This is a genomic window from Bacillus sp. FSL K6-0138 (assembly GCF_037982765.1).
In the GTDB taxonomy this organism is placed as follows: Bacteria; Bacillota; Bacilli; order Bacillales; family Bacillaceae; genus Bacillus; species Bacillus glycinifermentans.
Map to the genome: position 1 here is coordinate 2089717 of NZ_CP150286.1, position 17869 is coordinate 2107585.

The following is a 17869-nucleotide window of genomic DNA, read 5'->3' on the forward strand; positions in this document are numbered from 1 at the left end:
TTGATCCAAAAAGGACTGGGACAGAGGGATGATTCTTGCCGATGACGGACGATGCAAAATCTTCTTCGCGGAAGATTTTTTTACTGTCCGAAAAAAGGCAGCTCATCTCCTCTGAAAAAGAGGAGGAGAAACACATGAAGACAAAACTTGATTTTTTGAAAATGAAACAGGACGGAGAGCCGATCGTCATGCTGACCGCTTACGACTATCCGGCGGCAAAGCTGGCCGAGCAAGCCGGAGTGGACATGATCCTTGTCGGCGATTCTCTCGGAATGGTCGTCCTCGGCCTTGACTCGACCGTATCGGTTACCGTCGCAGACATGATCCACCACACAAAGGCCGTAAAACGGGGTGCAAAACATACATTTGTCGTTACAGACATGCCGTTTATGTCCTATCACTGCTCACAGGAAGACGCGCTCAAAAACGCGATGAAAATCGTGCAGGAAAGCGGTGCGGATGCGTTGAAGCTCGAAGGCGGAGACGGCGTGTTTGAAACGATTACAGCCTTAACAAGGGGCGGAATACCTGTGGTCAGTCATTTAGGCTTGACCCCGCAGTCTGTAGGTGTCCTTGGAGGCTATAAAGTACAGGGAAAAGACGAAGAAAGCGCGAAAAAACTGATCGAAGACAGCAGGCGCTGCGAAGAAGCAGGGGCGATTGCCCTCGTGCTTGAATGCGTTCCTGCCAAACTCGCGGAACGGATTTCAAAAGAATTAACGATTCCGGTTATCGGCATCGGAGCAGGCGTCTACACAGACGGACAGGTTCTTGTCTACCATGATGTCGTCGGCCACGGAGTCAGCCGGACGCCGAAATTTGTTAAACAATACGCGCAAATCGACCCGCCGATTGAAGCGGCGCTTACCGGATATGTGCAAGACGTGAGAAACCGAGACTTTCCGGAAGATGCTCATTCCTTCCATATTGATCAAGAAGTGCTTGAAGGGTTATACGGAGGAAAATAATCATGATTGAGATCCATACAGCAAAAGAAATTCAAACGATAGCAAACACATATCGAAAAGAAGGAAAAACGATCGGATTCGTGCCGACGATGGGATTTCTTCACGAAGGGCATATGGCGCTTGTGAAAAAAGCGCGGAAAGACAATGATATCGTCGTGATGAGCATTTTTGTCAATCCTCTTCAATTCGGTCCGGGGGAAGACTATGAAGCATATCCCAGAGATATCGAAAGAGACCGGAAGCTGGCGGAGGAGGGAGGAGTGGACGTTTTGTTCACTCCCGCTCCCGAGGAAATGTACAAAGCTGAATCAACGGTTATCGCCAGCGTCAAAAAAAGGACCGATGTCCTTTGCGGCCGTTCAAGACAAGGTCATTTTGACGGCGTAGCAACCGTACTGACGAAGCTGTTCAACCTCGCGTCTCCGACGAGGGTTTATTTTGGAATGAAGGATGCGCAGCAGGTCGCTGTTGTCGACGGCTTGATCGATGATTTCTTCATGGACATTGAGCTTGTTCCCGTTGATACGGTGCGGGAAGAAGACGGGCTTGCGAAAAGCTCGCGGAATGTTTATCTGACACAGAGCGAGCGGAAAGAAGCGGCGGCTTTATACGAGGCGCTTCGGCATGGCGCCCGGCTCGTTTCCGAGGGCGAGCGCAATCCGGATGCCGTGAAAAAAGAAATTCGGGGCATATTGGAAAAAACGAGCGGTGTCATCGATTATGCGGAGATTTACTCATATCCGGAATTGAAGAGCCTAAAGACGCTGAGCGGGAAATTCATTATAGCGGTAGCCGTAAAATTCTCAAAAGCCCGCCTAATTGATAATATCATCATCGAAATTCCGGACGATCAAAAGGAGGATGAATGATGTACCGGACGTTAATGAGCGCCAAGCTTCACAGAGCGAGGGTGACGGAAGCCAACTTGAACTACGTCGGCAGCATCACGATAGATGAAGATTTATTGGATGCCGTCGGAATGATGGCAAATGAAAAAGTACAAATTGTAAATAATAATAACGGCGCCCGGCTGGAAACATACATCATTCCCGGTGAAAGGGGGAGCGGCGTCATTTGCCTGAATGGCGCAGCCGCCCGGCTCGTTCAAAAAGGAGATGTCGTCATCATTGTGTCATACGCGATGATGACGGAAGAAGAGGCGAAGCATCACAAGCCGAAAGTGGCCGTTTTGAACGAGAAGAACGAAATTGAGCAAATGCTTGGGTTTGAGCCGGCCCGTACCATTCTGTAAAGCCCCCAATGCTGGGGGCTTTCATGCCGTTTTAGGAAGAACATTTTAAAAGAGGCCTGTTTTTTCAGCCGCTGTCCTCATGTACTTTCTAAAAACGTGTTACACTTTTGTTGAACGTATCAAAATTGAGGTGTCCATTGAATGAACAATCAACGTTATGTAGTCATTGATGTGGAAACGACAGGGAATTCGCCGAAAAAAGGCGACAAAATTATTCAAATTGCAGCGGTTGTGATTGAAAATGGACAAATTACCGAACGTTTCTCCAAGTATGTGAATCCAAACCAGCCCATTCCCGCTTTTATCGAACAGCTGACGGGGATAACAAATGAGATGGTGGAAAACGAAGAGCCGTTTTCGGCGATCGCCGGAGATATATTTGAACTTCTTAATGAGAGCTGTTTTATAGCACATAACATTCACTTCGACCTCGGATTTGTCAAACACGAATTGAAGGAAGCCGGTTACGGAGGGCTCGAATGCAATGTGCTTGATACGGTGGAGCTGGCGAGAATCGCATATCCCCGCTTCGACGGATACAAGCTGACAGAACTGAGCGAAGAGCTGAAGCTCAAGCATGAAAACCCGCACAGAGCAGACAGTGATGCAGAAGTAACCGCCATGATTTTCTTACATATGATGGACAGATTCAAGCGGCTGCCGCTCCCTGTCCTGAAAGGGATAAGGCGTCTATCGTGGCACCTGATCAGCGATGCGCAGGAGCTGTTTGACGGTTTGATCGTCGAAAAGGACCGGCGCGCAGAGCTTGAAGAAGGGTATATCAAAGTCGGTTCATTTGTTATAAAAGCGCCTGAGACTGCGCCTGAAGAACCCGAAAAAGAGGTCTTCCCATCTCATGAAACACATATTTGGGAGGATGGGCCAGGCCTCTCTTCTTTGCCGAGGTTTGAAAAAAGAGAAGGGCAAACAAAAATGATGAAAGAGGTTTGGACCGCGTTTACGAATCACGAACACGCTCTGATCGAGGCGGCGACAGGGATCGGGAAGACGCTTGGGTACCTCGTGCCTGCCGCCGTTTATGCCAAACAAACCGAAAAGCCGGTTGTTGTCAGCACGTATACGACATTGCTCCAGCAGCAGATTTTGCACCATGATATCCCGCTTATGCAGCAGGCCGTGCCGTTTTCGGTCAAAGCCGCTGTGCTGAAAGGGCGGTCCCATTATTTATGCATCCATAAATTCGAGCAGATTTTGCAGGAAGATGACGATAATTATGATGCCGTCCTGGCAAAGGCGCAAATTCTCGTCTGGCTGACGGATACACAGACCGGCGATTTATCCGAAATCAACCTGCCGTCCGGCGGGAAACTGCTATGGGAACGAATCGCTTTTGATGACCGTTCTTATGAGAGAAACCGCCCGTTTAAAGAGCTGTGTTTTTATGAACGGGCAAAAAGAGAAGCAGACAATGCCGACCTGATCATCACCAACCATGCGCTACTTTTGACAGATGAAATCAACCAGCGAATCCATGCAGCTCATGCGGATACGTTTGTGATCGATGAAGCCCATCACTTTGAACGTGCCGCCGGCGAACAGTTTGGAGCAAGGGCCGATTACGTTTCGCTGCATAAACAATTGATGCGGCTCGGCACTTTAAAGCAGAGAGGCCTTCTGAAAAAAGCAGAACGGCTGTTCCGCTCATTCGGCATCTCTTCGGAAACGTTTTTCCAAATCGATGAATGGCTCGGCCGGCTCATTGAGGAAAGCGATATGTTCTTCACATCTGTCCATGCTTTTGTCAAACGGAGGAAACCAAAGAAGGATGTCAACCGTCTGCTCTATAAGGTTGGTTCAGGCGGAGAAAACCGGGCTTGGAGCCGTCTCGAAGAAGGCGCCAGAAGGCTGTGCGCCATGCTTTATGATATGCATCAGCTGTTTTTGGATCAAAAGGAACAGGTAAGCGGCAAACACGTTTCTTTCACAAGCCGGCAGGCGTTTCTTCTTGAAGAATATCAATCGTGCATGGCCTATCTTGAAGAGTACGGCAATAAGCTCAGGCGTTTGCTTTTTGAACACGCCGACGATGAAGTCGTCTGGATTGAAATTGATGCAAAAGGGGCGAAAAATGCGGCCGCTTTTTATGCCCAGCCGCTGGATGCGGGCGAAATGCTGGCTGACCGTTTTTTTACCCGGAAAAGGAGCGTCGTTCTCACTTCTGCGACGCTTGTCGTGGAAAACTCTTTCAGCTATATGATCAAAAAGCTCGGGTTAAGCGATTTTTATCCGAGAACCTTGCAAATCGAGTCGCCTTTCTCTTATGATAAGCGTATGAAAATCATGATTCCGACAGATGTCAGCCCGATTACAAACGATCATCCCGAGGAGTATACCGCGGATGTTGCCCGATATATCATGGCGCTTTCACAGCAGCCGAATGCCAAGGTGCTCGTGCTGTTTACATCTCATGACATGCTGCGCGATGTGTATCAGTTGCTGAAAGACGAAGCTGACCTTCAGTGCCAGCTTTTGGCTCAGGGGGTATCCGGAGGAAGCCCTGTCAAGATTATGAAGTCGTTTAAGTCTTGTCAGCAAGCGGTCCTGCTCGGAACGAACCATTTTTGGGAAGGCGTCGACTTTCCGGGGGACGAACTGACAACGCTGGTCATTGCAAGACTCCCTTTCAAGCCGCCTGATCATCCTGTTGAATCAGCCAAGTGCGAAAGAGCGAAACAAAAAGGGGAAAGCCCGTTTCAGGCCGTCTCGCTTCCTGAAGCTGTTTTAACCTTCAGACAGGGAATCGGCAGGCTTTTGCGTTCGCGAGAGGACAGCGGCATGGTCGTGATTCTCGATCGCCGGATTCGCACTTCATCCTACGGCAGGGTGTTTATGAAGGCTTTGCCTCCTGCTTCTGTTGAAGAGCCGGATTTATCGGGTCTAAAAGCTTATATTTCAAGGCTTTAATGCATAAAAAGCCGCATCAAGCGGCTCTTCACATGGTGTGGATTAAGGTTTTATTTTTGGCTGTTTATATAAACGGTTTATCCGTTGTAACAACTATTATGGCTTATGGCAGACAGAGTATGAATTACAATTATTGTTTCGTGCGGAGGTATTTGATAATGGATAGCAAAATCGAAATTCTTTCTACCGTGACTGTTGAGCATTCGGAAGATCTTTATAAAATCGTCGATTTGTTAAACCGGACGCTTAAGCGCAACGATTTAATGTTCGGTCTTGCCCTTGATGAAGAAGATCAAAAACAGGCAATTTTCACTATTTATCGAACGTAGGGGATAAAAATGGGCAAAAAAACTTTAATTTTCATTCTGATATTTGGTATTATTTTTTTAACAGCGATTCTTGCCGGGGCGAACGTATACCGGACAGCAATGAGCCAAAAAGAGAGCGGTCACGCGGAAGCGGCAGCCCTCGCAAAAGAGAAGGCTGATTTAAAGGAAGTTGATTCCGTTGAAACGTTTGTCGGCAAAGAGAAGCAGTACATTGTGGAAGGAAAAAACAAAAAGGGCGAAAACATGTACGTGTGGGTGCCTGCCGACAAAAAACAGAAGACGATCTTCAAAAAAGCGTCGGATGGCATTTCAAGCCGCCAGGCCGCCAAAGCGGTTGAGAATGAAGGCCTTGTGTCCCACCTGAAACAGGTGCATCTGGCAAGAGAAGGAAATGTTCTAATGTGGGAAGTTACATACTTAAATAAAGATGGGCAATACAGTTTAAGTTATGTGGACTTTATAAATGGAAAAATTCACAAAACGATAACGCCATAAGTCGAAACAGGGGGAAACCAAGTTGAATCTAGCGAAAAGAGTATCAGCATTAACACCGTCTGCAACATTGGCAATCACAGCAAAAGCAAAAGAATTAAAAGCGGCAGGGCACGATGTGATCGGCCTTGGTGCGGGAGAGCCGGATTTCAACACGCCGGAGCACATCATCGAAGCGGCCGTCCGCTCCATGAATGAAGGCCACACGAAATATACGCCTTCAGGAGGGCTTGCTGCGCTGAAAGAAAGCATCGCCGAAAAATTCAAACGCGATCAGGGCATTGAATACAGCCAATCAGAAATTATTGTATGTACAGGTGCGAAGCACGCTCTTTACACCCTATTTCAAGTATTGCTTGATGAGGGAGATGAAGTGATTATTCCGACGCCATACTGGGTCAGCTACCCTGAGCAGGTCAAGCTTGCCGGAGGCCGCCCCGTGTTTGTCGAAGGGTTAGAGGAAAACAGCTTCAAGATTTCTCCTGAACAGCTTGAACAAGCGCTGACAGATAAAACGAAAGCCGTCATCATCAATTCTCCAAGCAATCCGACCGGCATGATGTATTCGGAAGAAGAGCTTAAAGCGCTTGGCGACGTTTGTCTCCGCAACGATATTTTAATCGTGTCAGATGAAATTTACGAAAAGCTGATTTACGGCGGAGGAAAACACGTGTCGATCGCACAGCTTTCCCCTGAGCTAAAAAGACAGACGATTATTATCAACGGAGTTTCTAAATCGCACAGCATGACCGGCTGGAGAATCGGCTATGCAGCGGGAAATGAAACGATCATTAAAGCGATGACCAACCTTGCCAGCCACAGTACATCAAACCCGACTTCTGTCGCTCAATACGGCGCCATCGCAGCTTACAACGGGTCTCAGGAGCCTGTTGAAGAGATGAAAAAGGCATTTGAAGAGCGCCTGAACAAAGTATATGAGCTGCTTCTGGAGATTCCGGGGCTGACTTGCCTGAAGCCGGAAGGCGCTTTTTATCTGTTCCCGAACGCAAAAAAAGCGGCTGAAGCATGCGGCTATAAAACCGTTGACGAATTTGCGGAAGCTCTTCTTGAAGAGGAGAAGGTCGCGATTGTCCCTGGCTCTGGATTCGGTGCGCCGGACAATATCCGCCTGTCCTATGCGACATCTCTTCCGCTGTTGGAAGAAGCAGTGAAACGCATTCGCCGCTTTGTGGTGAACCGCAGCAAATAACCTAAAAAGCGTCCTCCTGCGGGGCGCTTTTTATGATGCCATTGACCTTATCCGTTGAAAAAAGGTATAATATAAGTTATGGATGTCAGAGAGAAAACGGGCATGACCCTTTTCTTGGTTTTGGAGGGAAACGATAGTGAAAACAACAATAAACCAAGTGTACAAACATGTTGGTGAAGAAGTGACAATCGGCGCCTGGATTGCCAATAAACGTTCAAGCGGTAAAATCGCATTTTTACAGCTTCGCGACGGGACGGGCTTTATTCAGGGAGTCGTCGTTAAAGCGGAAGTGGATGAAGAGATTTTCCAAATTGCGAAAACGGTCACACAGGAAACGTCTTTGTATGTAACAGGCATCGTGAAAGAGGACGAACGCTCTCCTCTCGGGTACGAGCTTGCCGTGACATCGCTTAAAGTCATCCACGAAGCAAAGGACTATCCGATCACGCCGAAAGAACACGGAACAGAGTTTTTAATGGATCACAGGCATCTGTGGCTTCGTTCCAAACGGCAGCACGCCACAATGAAAATCCGAAACGAAATCATTCGCGCTACATACGAATTTTTCAATAAAGAAGGCTTTGTAAAAGTCGATCCGCCGATTTTGACGGGAAGCGCTCCAGAAGGAACGACAGAGCTGTTTGCGACGAAGTACTTTGATGAAGACGCTTATTTATCGCAAAGCGGCCAGCTGTACATGGAAGCCGCTGCAATGGCTTTAGGAAAAGTCTTTTCCTTCGGGCCGACCTTCAGGGCGGAAAAATCAAAAACAAAGCGCCATCTGATTGAGTTTTGGATGATCGAGCCAGAAATGGCGTTTGTTGAATTCAATGAAAACCTCGAAGTGCAGGAAAATTACGTGTCTTTTGTCGTACAAAGCGTTCTTGAAAACTGCAAAATCGAGCTTAAAACGCTCGGAAGGGACACGTCGAAGCTCGAACAGATCAAAGCGCCATTCCCGCGGATCACGTATGATGAAGCGATCCAGTTCTTAAAAGACAAAGGCTTTGATGACATCGAATGGGGCGACGATTTTGGGGCGCCTCATGAAACGGCAATTGCCGAAAGCTATGACAAGCCGGTGTTCATCACGCATTATCCGACATCTTTAAAGCCGTTCTACATGCAGCCTGCGCCTGACAGGGAAGAAGTCGTTCTTTGTGCAGACTTGATCGCTCCTGAAGGCTATGGCGAAATCATTGGCGGCTCAGAAAGGATCCATGATCTTGAACTTCTTGAAGCGCGCTTGAAAGAGCACGGCTTAGAATCTGATGCATATAAATGGTATGCTGAGCTGAGAAAATACGGTTCTGTTCCGCATTCAGGCTTCGGACTCGGTTTGGAGCGGACGGTTGCCTGGATCTGCGGATCGCCTCACGTACGTGAAACGATTCCGTTCCCAAGACTGCTAAATCGTTTATATCCTTAAAAAAAAAGTCTCCTGCTATGACAGGAGACTTTTTCACAGTCATCCTGATATACTGGAAGGTAAGAGGTGTATCAAATGAAAAAACAGCAATTTATTAAGATGCAGGAAATGGGATCTGTCAGCATTCCGAATCTGCTCTTTTTGAATTACAGAGAGCTTGGGCTTGACGAAACAGAGTTTATGCTGCTGTTAAACATCAAAATGCATGTGGAAAAAGGCTCTTTTTTCCCGACGCCTGAAGAATTGAGCAAAACGATGTCGATTGCGACTGAACAATGTATGAACATGCTGAGGATGTTTATCCAAAAAGGCTTTCTCTATATAGAAGAATGCGAAGACCAGAACGGCATTAAGTTTGAAAAATATTCACTCGAACCTTTGTGGAGCAAACTGTTTGATTATCTCGAAATGGCGGAGAAGAAAAAACAGGATGAAGAACAAGAAGGCGAACAAAAAAGCCTGTACACGATTTTTGAAGAAGAGTTTGCCAGGCCTTTATCTCCGCTGGAATGCGAGACGCTCTCCATCTGGATTGATCAGGATAACCACGATGTGCAGATGATCAAGCAGGCGTTAAAAGAAGCCGTCATGTCGGGAAAATTAAACTTCCGCTATATTGACCGCATTCTTTTTGAATGGAAGAAAAACGGAATCACAACAATCGAACAAGCCGTCAGCTACAGCCAAAAATTCCGGCGAAAGACGCCCCGGCAAAGCGAGCAAAAGGAGTATAAAAGACAGGTTCCTTTTTACAATTGGCTTGAACATTAAGGTGAAAAGGTGAAGACATGTTAACGAAAAAACAGATCGAGTTTTGTTTAGAAACGATTGGCGAAATGTTTCCTGATGCAGAATGCGAACTGGTTCACGACAATCCGTTTGAACTCGTCATCGCTGTCGCTTTATCTGCCCAATGCACGGATGCTTTGGTCAACAAAGTGACAAAAACGCTGTTTCAAAAATATAAAAAGCCGGAAGATTACCTTGCGGTGCCGCTGGAAGAGCTTCAGCAGGACATCAAATCGATCGGCTTATACCGAAATAAAGCAAAAAATATTCAAAAGCTCTGCAAAATGCTGATTGAAGAATACGGTGGTGAAGTGCCGAAAGACAGGGATGAGTTGGTCAAACTTCCCGGTGTCGGGAGAAAAACGGCCAATGTCGTCGTCTCGGTGGCATTTGGTGTACCGGCCATCGCAGTCGACACCCATGTGGAAAGGGTTTCGAAAAGGCTTGGCTTCTGCCGCTGGAAGGATTCAGTCACAGAAGTAGAAAAAGCGCTGATGAAAAAAGTGCCGGAATCCGAATGGTCTGTGACACACCACAGACTGATCTTTTTCGGTCGCTACCACTGCAAGGCGCAACGGCCGAAATGTGAAGTATGTCCGCTGTTTTCCTTGTGCCGCGAAGGTCAAAAACGCTATAAAAAAGGACTGGTGAAGCTGCCGTGACAAGCGTTTCGCTCTTATCTGAATATGAACAGCCGCTGAGAAATATGAAGCCGGAAAGCGATGACAGGATTGCCGTTCTAAACGAGAATCCGCTCTATTTTGATTTTTTTGCAGAAGAGGGGATGCCTAAACCGTGGGCCGATAAATCGGAATGGGTCCCGCTCCTTTTTCAAATGTGGGAGCAAACGAAGGACAGGCTTCTTCCCGTTTTTCAAACGAGAAAATCGAGATGCAGCCAGGACGAGATGCTGAAAGGGGTCTGCTATTTGATCGCAGCCTTCCATTGGACGATGGGAGAGCCCGTCGAGACGCTCAAATGGGAGACGCTCATTCGGAAAAACTTCCCCGTAAAACCGATCAACTGGACGGAACGGGTCGAATTTATTTTGCAGAAGCCAACCCAGTACCATTGTTTTATCCAGCTTGATGAACTATTTACGGAAATGAAAAAGCAATATTATAAATATGCCGCAATGAAAAAATAAACCCACTCACGATTTGTGATCTGCACCCTGTCAAGTAGACAGTGGAAATAACTAAAACACACTAGACGGCTTTAGCCCTGTATTCCACTGGGCTGAGGCCGTTTAGTTTTTCTTGTAGACGATCGTGGTTGTAAAAGTGGATATATTCATCAATTGCGCTTTGAAGTGCCTCAAATGTCTCGTACGAATTCCGTCTGTATTTCTCGCATTTTAATTTCCCCCAAAACGACTCAATGGGGCCGTTATCAATACAGCGGCCGACGCGGGACATACTCTGTGTCATATTTGCGTTTTCAATCATCCTTCTAAACTGGTGGGACGTGTATTGAAAACCTCTGTCGCTGTGAAGGAGAGGACGTGCGTTTGGGGCTGCCTCAAGCGCTTGGTTCAAGGTTTTAAACACAAGGGCGTTATTATTGGATTTCCCCAGCACATAAGACACGACCATTCCCTCATGAAGATCTAAAATGGCACTGAGGTACGCTTTCCGATGGCCGTATTTTAGCTCTGTCACATCAGTCACCCATTTTTGATTTGGTTTGTCCGCTTTAAACTCTCGATTCAGGATATTTTCGGACACATGTTGAGGCGTCGCTTTGCCGTAACGTTTTTTCTTCCGCCGAATGACACACTCCAGCTTGGCAATTTTCATCAGCCGATAGATGCGCTTATGATTGAGGCGCTCTTTAAAGCGGCGGTTCATGTTTAAGGTCATTCTGCGGTATCCGTAGATACCGCCAATTTGTTCGTGAAGTAGCGCCATTTTGGCGATAATCTTTTCATTCTGTTTTTCTCTCGCTGAAGGTACTCGGCTCCTCCATTTGTAATACCCCTGGCGCGAAACTTCGGCAATCTCACATAACATTTGGACAGAAAAGCCTTCTTTTCGATTCAGCTCTAAAATGGCGAGATATCGATCTTCGTACCGAACCTGACTTAGAACCGCCTCCTTTTGATCTCTTCCAACTTTTTTAAGAACGCATTCTCTGCGCGCAAACGCTCATTTTCCTGTTCCAGCCGTTTGTTTTCCCGTTGAATTTTTTCTTCAGGTGTCAATTCTTCTTCGGTTTTGCGTTTCCCTCGGTTGTCTTTTAAGGCCTCTTCTCCGCCTTCTTGATACTTTTTCACCCATTGATACACCTGTTGGTAGGAGACTTGATGAATCTCCATTGATCTGGCGTAGTCCTTTCCATGAGCTAGACAATCCTTCGCAATCTCAATCCGTTCTTCCAATGAAACGTTCTTCCGTTTGGTCATCAAACGATTCCTTCCTCTCCCGCTGTCTTTTAACGTTTTATGACCATTATAAAGCTCAACCCACTTCATGAGTACGGATTTACTGGAAATCTTATATTTTCTCGAGATTTCTCTTTGAGAGTAGCGTCCGGATAAGAAGTCTTTCACGGCATTGTATTTTAATTCTGCGGGATAGAACTTATGGCGCTTTGAACGTTCCAAACTCTCCACACCCGCCATATCATGCGATGTTCTCCATTCACGAATCGTTTCGGCATGAATGCCATATTTTTCTGCGATCTCCTTCACCGAATTATTGCCCTGATCACATTCTGATAGAATATTCAATTTTTCTTCTTTTGAAAACCATTTTCCAGCCATGAAAAAACTCCCCCAAGGCAAACAGATTTTTTTATTTCATCTGTCTACCTTTAGGGGAGCATATCATTTGTGAGTGGGTTTTATTGTTAGGTCCCGTCGTTATTTGTTTCGTTTCCCGAATTTGATTGATTCTTATCGTTGTTCTTGTTTTTAGAAGAATCATCGGTATTTTTATCTTTATTACCGTTGTCTTTATCTGTATCGCCTGAATTTTGGTTATCCTTGTTCGTATCGCCAGGTGTTTGCTTTTGATCATCAGACTGATCATTGTCACCGGTATCTTGCTGATCCTTATTTTTGTCTTCATCTGTGGTCTGATCATCATCTTTGTTTTGCTGATCATCCTGATTTTGCTGGTCATCGTCGGCTTTCGTTTCATCATCACTGGCCGCGTTGACTTTCAGGGTGACAGAAGCCGGATCACTTTCATCGTCATCGGTCACCGCCGTTACTTGGAACCTGTAGACAGATCCTTCTTTTGCATTCGGTATGACCGCTTCTTTGGCGCTGCTGTTTTGGATTTCGGTGTATCCTCCGCCGTCGACAGACTGTTTCACTTTAAATGAGGCGTCATCATCGCCTGAGTATGACCACGACAGTTTGATGCTTTTTGAAGCTTCATCATACTCCGCGCTCAAGCCGGATGGTTTTGCTGCATCTTCTTTTTCCTCATATTGTGTTGAAACGGTCGTCGGCTGAGTGCCTTTTACGAAATACTCGGTCGTCTTTTTGTCGCTAGGCGTACTGCTGCTCGCCAGCGCAGCCGGATTGGAGCCTTTCACAACGGTCGCTTCCACGACGCTGTCCGGTTTCTTGAACGAGCCGCTGCCGTCGTCAACCTTGGCAATGACCTTTTTAAACAAGAGTTTGGCGATTTGCTGTTCGCTCACATTAAGCGAGTTCATACCATCCTTACCGGTCCAGACGGCTGCCGTATATTGCGGCGTATAGCCGACAAACCACGAATCTCTCGCACCTTTCGGATTGAGGCCGTATTTTTTTACATCAGATTCTTCAAAGTTTGTGGTCCCCGTTTTTCCCGCAACAGTGACGCCAGGGACCTGTGCAGCAGTTCCCGTTCCTGTCTGAACGGCTGTCTTCAGCATATCCGTGATCATAAATGCGGTATAATCACTCATCGCAGCCTTCGATTCAGGCGTCAAGTCAAGTTTCGTACCGTCATTAAATTCAACTGATGAGACGAAATGTGGCTCATTGTAATAGCCATTGTTTCCAAATGCGCTGTACGCTCCGGCCATTTGCAATGTTGATACGCCTTTTCCGAAACCACCGATCGCATACGATTCTAACAGATCATCTTTATCGATCGAAAGGCCAAGGCCATTTGCGAAATTTGCCACGTTTTCTTTGCCGGCAGCCTGGAACGCTTTTACAGCCGGGATGTTCCGCGAATCGGCAAGCGCTTCCCGCATCGATATCCAACTTTTATATCTAAGGTCATAGTTATGAATTTCTTGTCCAGTAGAATACGTGTACGGTTCATCTTTAATCTGCTCATACGTCGACCATTTTTTATTTTCGATGACAGGTCCATAGTCAAGGATTGGTTTGATCGTTGAACCCGGCTGGCGTTTTGTAGCAGTCGCATAATTCCAACCGCCGGGAGACATATTGCCGCCAACTGCACGAACTTCGCCGGTTTTCGTATCAAGCAGGGTTAATCCGGCCTTCATTTTATCGGTAAGCAGACCAGAATTTTTGTCCATGAGCTCATTCAAATAATCTTGAGCGTCTGTATCTAGCGTCGTGTAAATTTTTAATCCGTCTGTGTTAGGATTAACGTTTGCTTTTGATTCAACTTCTTCTACGGCATCTTCGATAAATGCAGTGTATTTATTTGAATTTGATTTAGCATACTGCTTAGCAGACACAAGGCCTTTTTTAACAGATACTTTTTTCGCTTTGCTATAATCTGCGTCTGACAGGAAGCCGTGCTTATTCATCAGGCTTAAAACGATATTCCGCCTTTTTTCAGCCTGTTCCGGATGTTTGATCGGGTTGTAGTTGTTCGGGCTTTGCGGCATTCCGGCAAGCGTTGCGGCCTGCTCAACCGTCAAGTCGTTTAAGTTGGTAACCCCGTAGAATTGTTCCGCCGCTTTGCCGATACCGTAGGCTTGCGGTGAGAAGTAAATCCGGTTCAAATACATCTCAAGAATTTCGTCTTTTGAATATTTTCGTTCCAGCTGAAGGGAAAGCCATACTTCCTGCACTTTACGCTTCAGCGTTTTTTCATGCGAGAGAAGGGAGTTTTTGACGACCTGCTGTGTAATCGTACTTCCGCCTTCTGAACCGAATCCGCCTTCAAAGTTAGCGAGAAGCGCTCCTCCTATGCGGATCGGGTCAACCCCGTGGTGATCGTAAAAACGGGCGTCTTCTGTCGCGAGGAACGCGTTTTTGACTTTATCGGGTATATCTTTAATCGACACGTACTTCCGTTTTTCCGAGCCGAGCTCCGCGATTTTCTTCCCGTTTTTATCATAAATGGTTGATGAATACGGCGTTTTCAGTTTCGCTTCGTCAAGGGACGGAGCGTCTGAGACCATGACTGCAAAAGTGACGCCTCCGGCGATTAAGCCGATTACGCCAATGATCAGAATGGATAAAAGAATCTTTTTAAATAGTCCGGGTTTCTTTTTTTTCCTGGGTTTAGAATGAGTATTAGACCTGCTATTGCCCTGCTGGGCTCTTCGCCGTTCCTGGCGGCTTTTAAATTGATCTGACATAACATCTCAACCTTTCGTAGTTAAACCTTTCCGCTCACATGACTTTAAAATCATAAATTATGATGGCGAAAAATACAACTGGTCAATAACTTTAATATAATCAATTCTTGGCGAGTATCCAAGCGAAATGGGGTGTCCGGCTTCTTCAAGTTCGTCTTTTCGGATCGACTTTCTGCCGTTTCGGTTTTTTCTTTCCCAGAAATTAAATAATTTTTCCGCTTCCAAAAAATAAATCTCACCAAATGCGGATATAATAACAAAGCATATCCCGCCCTGTGCCACGACCTGCTTCATATGCTCGATCTGGTGATCGTGGAAATTCTGCAAAGGAAAAGACGTCTTGCTTTTGGTTTCTTTCGCTTCAAAATCGATGTAGCGTCCTTTATAGACCCCGTTATAATCAGTAGTCGACGACTGCTTGAAATATGCTTCTTTAATGACCGCCGCGCTTCGCTTTGGATAATCGACATGAACGATCTGCACAGGTGTCGGTTTTTTATGAATGACCGCGATTGAATGATTCAGATAATATATATTCGTTTCATTCAAATCGTCTTCGAGGGTCATCCCGCGATTGCTGTACGACGGCTTCTTTTTTAAGGATGAGGCAGCTTGTTTCGGCTGATAGGTTTTGCCGTTCGGATAACGAATCACTTTCTTCATCCTCCTTTTTGAAAAATCTAGGAACAAACGGAAGTGATCTGCCTTGACTAACGCGATCTCCGGGATAAAGCTCGCGCGCTATATTCAAGAGCTTACCGGAAAACTGAACAAAGATAACATTTCGCGGACAAACGCATATAAAAAATACTTTGACCGTCATCCGGAAATCAAATGGTCGCTTTTGGCCTCGTTTGTTTCCCGGAATGCGGGCTGGTCGATGACGGATTTAAAAGGACGCCTGTTTGAGCTCGGGCTTTCGGACGTCCAGCAAAACTGGCTGTTTCTGACGTATGAAAGGGCAAACTGGCTTATTTTTTCCGATGCCTACCCGCAGCTCCTTTTATATGAGTGGTCCAAAGAGCTCGGACAGCCTCTTTTTCATTTGCTCCCCGCTTTAGGCGTTTCATCGTTTATGAAAGCAGAATGGGAGCGCTTTTGGCGTGAACGGGACGAAAAGCGGCTCATGCACGCTCTCATTATAAATGAACAAAACACTATCCAAACTCCTATTATACAAAATCCTTTGTTTAAAAAGAATGTTTTTCACACGATTCCTTTTCAGGTATGTGAATGGTTTCACTTCAACACCGTGATATTTCCGACGGTGGAAGGCGTCTTTTACGGCGTGTCGGTCAAGCGCTTTACAAGCTTACACGAAAGAATCAAGCTCGGCAAACAATTGAGCAGGTTGCTGTTCAGGCCTGAGCTGTTTCCTTCTTTCTACCATTTTACCACTTGCGTTCCGCATACAGGATCGCGTTTTGATATGGAACGCTGGGCCGGGATTAGAAGCAGATCTTCGCCATTTCTAAGAACATGCTTTCCCGTTATTGCCCATTCATTAGACGGAGCAAAAGCCGATTGGTTTCACGGGGAAAATATGGAGAAGCTGTTTCAGGACGAGAAGCTGCCGGAAAAAATCGAATTGACGGAATGGTATTTTCAAAAAAGACGGCAGCTGCATGCCGTTTTCTCCCTGGAAAACTGGCTGGCCGGGAGGCGGTAAACGAAAAAAAGCAAGGAGACCTTGCTTTTTAAGTAGACGGGCGGTTTGGTCCGCCTAATTTTTTATCCAATGCATCTGTTTGTTTTGAAGCGGGTTTTGTTTTCTGAGGGGATTTCTTTTTGCCGTTTTCCATAAGAGACACCTCCTTACCCGTTTAGATTTTGCATAAAAAGCCGGCTTCATACAAATTTTCGCGATCGGCGCTGTCGAAATGGGAAAGGTCAGCGGGAAATTGATTTTCTTTGCCGGTTTCGTTCTAGTTTTGTCAGCTGTGAAGGAGAGCCTTGCCGGAAGGGAGAAAGCATAGAAGGCGATCAAAAAGGAGGTAGGCAAATGAGCGGATTTGTTAAAAAAGAGCATGTCCTTCAAATGCTTGTTGAAACGGAAACAGAACTGTCAGCTGCAGAAACAAAGCTGACTGAAGCGATCACAAGGGCGGTATCTGAAAAAGGCGCCGTCTTGGCGGAACGGCTTGATCAAATTGAAGGGGAGCTCACCGAGCTTTCATCCTGCTTAAACGGCACGCTGATGGGAACGCGGCATCATCACGGGGAATCCGCTTAGCATCCGCAATTTGAATTCGTTGTGTTCAAACGGTCCGTCTGGTACGATAAACCCGAGGTGAACATGGTGGATGCACAATCTCTTCTTGAACAGACGCGGGAGCTCATCCGCTTGGCAAAAGAAGCTCACGAACGATATAAAAAAGGCAAGGAGGAAGGTGCAGAGTACGATTTCTTCAAGGTCGTCAAACCGTCTGCCGACTGCTGCGAAAAAGCTTTGCAGAGCTGGCTGAACGCCAGCCTGGCATATGTAGAGGAACACCGTCCAAAGTATATTCATGAAGAGCAGCTCCGTTCGGTCGAAGAAAACTTGAACGAAATTGTCCTGCAATCTTATTTCTGCAAAATTCATAAAAAGCGTTTTAAAGACTTGACCGAATCTGTGCTTTATACGCTGAAAAACATTGAAGACGATATACAAAAAGGAGACCGGGGATAACCCTGGTCTCCTTTTTGTTCAGTTGGCTTCCGTTTTCAAGTCGTAGGCAGGATGCTGCGCTCCATTCGCTTCGAGAACTTTCATACTTGTGCGAAATTCGTTTAATGTCAGATGTCCCTGGATGTATAAAAACCTTGCGAAGTCCATCAGCTTATCCATACAATCTGTCTCGTACTGCTTCATCTCTGCGAAACAATTTCTTAAGTATGATACGTTCATTCGGTGCATCCCCTCTCATTCTATAGTAATAATATAGTACCATAACAATTCGACTTTTTTTTGTTTTTCCAAAATTA

General features: G+C 46.2%; 19 protein-coding genes. 14 read left to right on the plus strand and 5 right to left on the minus strand.

The window, feature by feature from the left end; genetic code table 11:
• Positions 1–134 precede the first annotated feature (134 nt).
• The 11 genes from panB (at position 135) to MHB78_RS11100 (ending at position 10541) form a co-directional block, all read left to right on the plus strand.
• On the plus strand, positions 135–968 hold the full coding sequence (gene panB / locus MHB78_RS11050; protein ID WP_046129923.1) for a 3-methyl-2-oxobutanoate hydroxymethyltransferase: 834 nt from the start codon (positions 135–137) through the stop codon (positions 966–968).
• Between the two features lie 2 nt (positions 969–970).
• A complete protein-coding gene (gene panC / locus MHB78_RS11055; protein WP_046129904.1) occupies positions 971–1837 on the plus strand; it encodes a pantoate--beta-alanine ligase in 867 nt (288 codons plus the stop codon).
• A complete protein-coding gene (gene panD, locus MHB78_RS11060) occupies positions 1837–2220 on the plus strand; it encodes an aspartate 1-decarboxylase (RefSeq protein WP_046129905.1) in 384 nt (127 codons plus the stop codon). The genes panC and panD overlap by 1 nt, the downstream gene beginning before the upstream one ends.
• Positions 2221–2361: 141 nt before the next feature.
• Complete coding sequence (gene dinG / locus MHB78_RS11065) at positions 2362–5145, plus strand: ATP-dependent DNA helicase DinG (protein WP_046129906.1); 2784 nt, start codon at positions 2362–2364, stop codon at positions 5143–5145.
• 158 nt (positions 5146–5303) lie between these two features.
• Positions 5304–5474: a YpmA family protein gene (locus MHB78_RS11070; protein WP_065894559.1), complete on the plus strand. Its 171-nt coding sequence runs from the start codon at positions 5304–5306 to the stop codon at positions 5472–5474.
• A gap of 9 nt (positions 5475–5483) precedes the next feature.
• Positions 5484–5969 (plus strand): cell wall elongation/penicillin-binding protein regulator TseB, encoded by a 486-nt coding sequence (gene tseB / locus MHB78_RS11075; RefSeq protein WP_046129907.1) that lies wholly within the window; start codon positions 5484–5486, stop codon positions 5967–5969.
• Between the two features lie 22 nt (positions 5970–5991).
• On the plus strand, positions 5992–7176 hold the full coding sequence (locus tag MHB78_RS11080; RefSeq protein ID WP_046129908.1) for a pyridoxal phosphate-dependent aminotransferase: 1185 nt from the start codon (positions 5992–5994) through the stop codon (positions 7174–7176).
• Positions 7177–7312: 136 nt separating this feature from the next.
• Positions 7313–8605 (plus strand): asparagine--tRNA ligase, encoded by a 1293-nt coding sequence (gene asnS / locus MHB78_RS11085; RefSeq protein WP_046129909.1) that lies wholly within the window; start codon positions 7313–7315, stop codon positions 8603–8605.
• 75 nt (positions 8606–8680) lie between these two features.
• Positions 8681–9376 (plus strand): DnaD domain-containing protein, encoded by a 696-nt coding sequence (locus tag MHB78_RS11090; protein WP_046129910.1) that lies wholly within the window; start codon positions 8681–8683, stop codon positions 9374–9376.
• A 17-nt stretch (positions 9377–9393) separates the two neighbouring features.
• Positions 9394–10056, plus strand: a complete 663-nt coding sequence (gene nth / locus MHB78_RS11095; protein ID WP_046129911.1) for an endonuclease III — start codon at positions 9394–9396, stop codon at positions 10054–10056.
• Positions 10057–10100: 44 nt separating this feature from the next.
• Entirely contained in the window at positions 10101–10541 is a 441-nt protein-coding gene (locus MHB78_RS11100) for a YpoC family protein (protein ID WP_231947495.1), read from the plus strand.
• Positions 10542–10602: 61 nt separating this feature from the next.
• On the opposite strand, the gene MHB78_RS11105 is transcribed toward MHB78_RS11100, so the two are convergent.
• The 3 genes from MHB78_RS11105 to recU all read right to left on the minus strand — a co-directional run bounded on the left by MHB78_RS11105 (position 10603) and on the right by recU (position 15556).
• A protein-coding gene (locus tag MHB78_RS11105; protein WP_231947364.1) for an IS3 family transposase occupies positions 10603–12158 on the minus strand; the annotation gives its coding sequence in 2 pieces (ribosomal slippage) (positions 10603–11501 and positions 11501–12158; 1557 coding nt in all).
• Positions 12159–12244: 86 nt separating this feature from the next.
• Positions 12245–14902 (minus strand): PBP1A family penicillin-binding protein, encoded by a 2658-nt coding sequence (locus MHB78_RS11110; protein WP_046130810.1) that lies wholly within the window; start codon positions 14900–14902, stop codon positions 12245–12247.
• A 57-nt stretch (positions 14903–14959) separates the two neighbouring features.
• Entirely contained in the window at positions 14960–15556 is a 597-nt protein-coding gene (gene recU, locus MHB78_RS11115; protein ID WP_046130809.1) for a Holliday junction resolvase RecU, read from the minus strand.
• 64 nt (positions 15557–15620) lie between these two features.
• On the opposite strand from recU, the gene MHB78_RS11120 reads away from it, so the two are divergent.
• Complete coding sequence (locus MHB78_RS11120) at positions 15621–16571, plus strand: DUF2515 domain-containing protein (protein ID WP_046130812.1); 951 nt, start codon at positions 15621–15623, stop codon at positions 16569–16571.
• Positions 16572–16599: 28 nt separating this feature from the next.
• Here the strand turns inward: MHB78_RS11120 and sspM are convergent, their stop codons facing one another.
• A complete protein-coding gene (gene sspM, locus MHB78_RS11125; protein WP_046130808.1) occupies positions 16600–16704 on the minus strand; it encodes an acid-soluble spore protein SspM in 105 nt (34 codons plus the stop codon).
• Positions 16705–16904: 200 nt separating this feature from the next.
• On the opposite strand from sspM, the gene MHB78_RS11130 reads away from it, so the two are divergent.
• Complete coding sequence (locus tag MHB78_RS11130) at positions 16905–17135, plus strand: DUF5446 family protein (RefSeq protein ID WP_046130807.1); 231 nt, start codon at positions 16905–16907, stop codon at positions 17133–17135.
• Between the two features lie 63 nt (positions 17136–17198).
• Positions 17199–17573 (plus strand): YppE family protein, encoded by a 375-nt coding sequence (locus MHB78_RS11135; RefSeq protein ID WP_231947357.1) that lies wholly within the window; start codon positions 17199–17201, stop codon positions 17571–17573.
• Positions 17574–17591: 18 nt separating this feature from the next.
• Here MHB78_RS11135 and MHB78_RS11140 read toward each other — a convergent pair whose 3' ends face one another.
• Positions 17592–17792 (minus strand): YppF family protein, encoded by a 201-nt coding sequence (locus MHB78_RS11140; RefSeq protein WP_046130805.1) that lies wholly within the window; start codon positions 17790–17792, stop codon positions 17592–17594.
• Positions 17793–17869 lie beyond the last annotated feature (77 nt).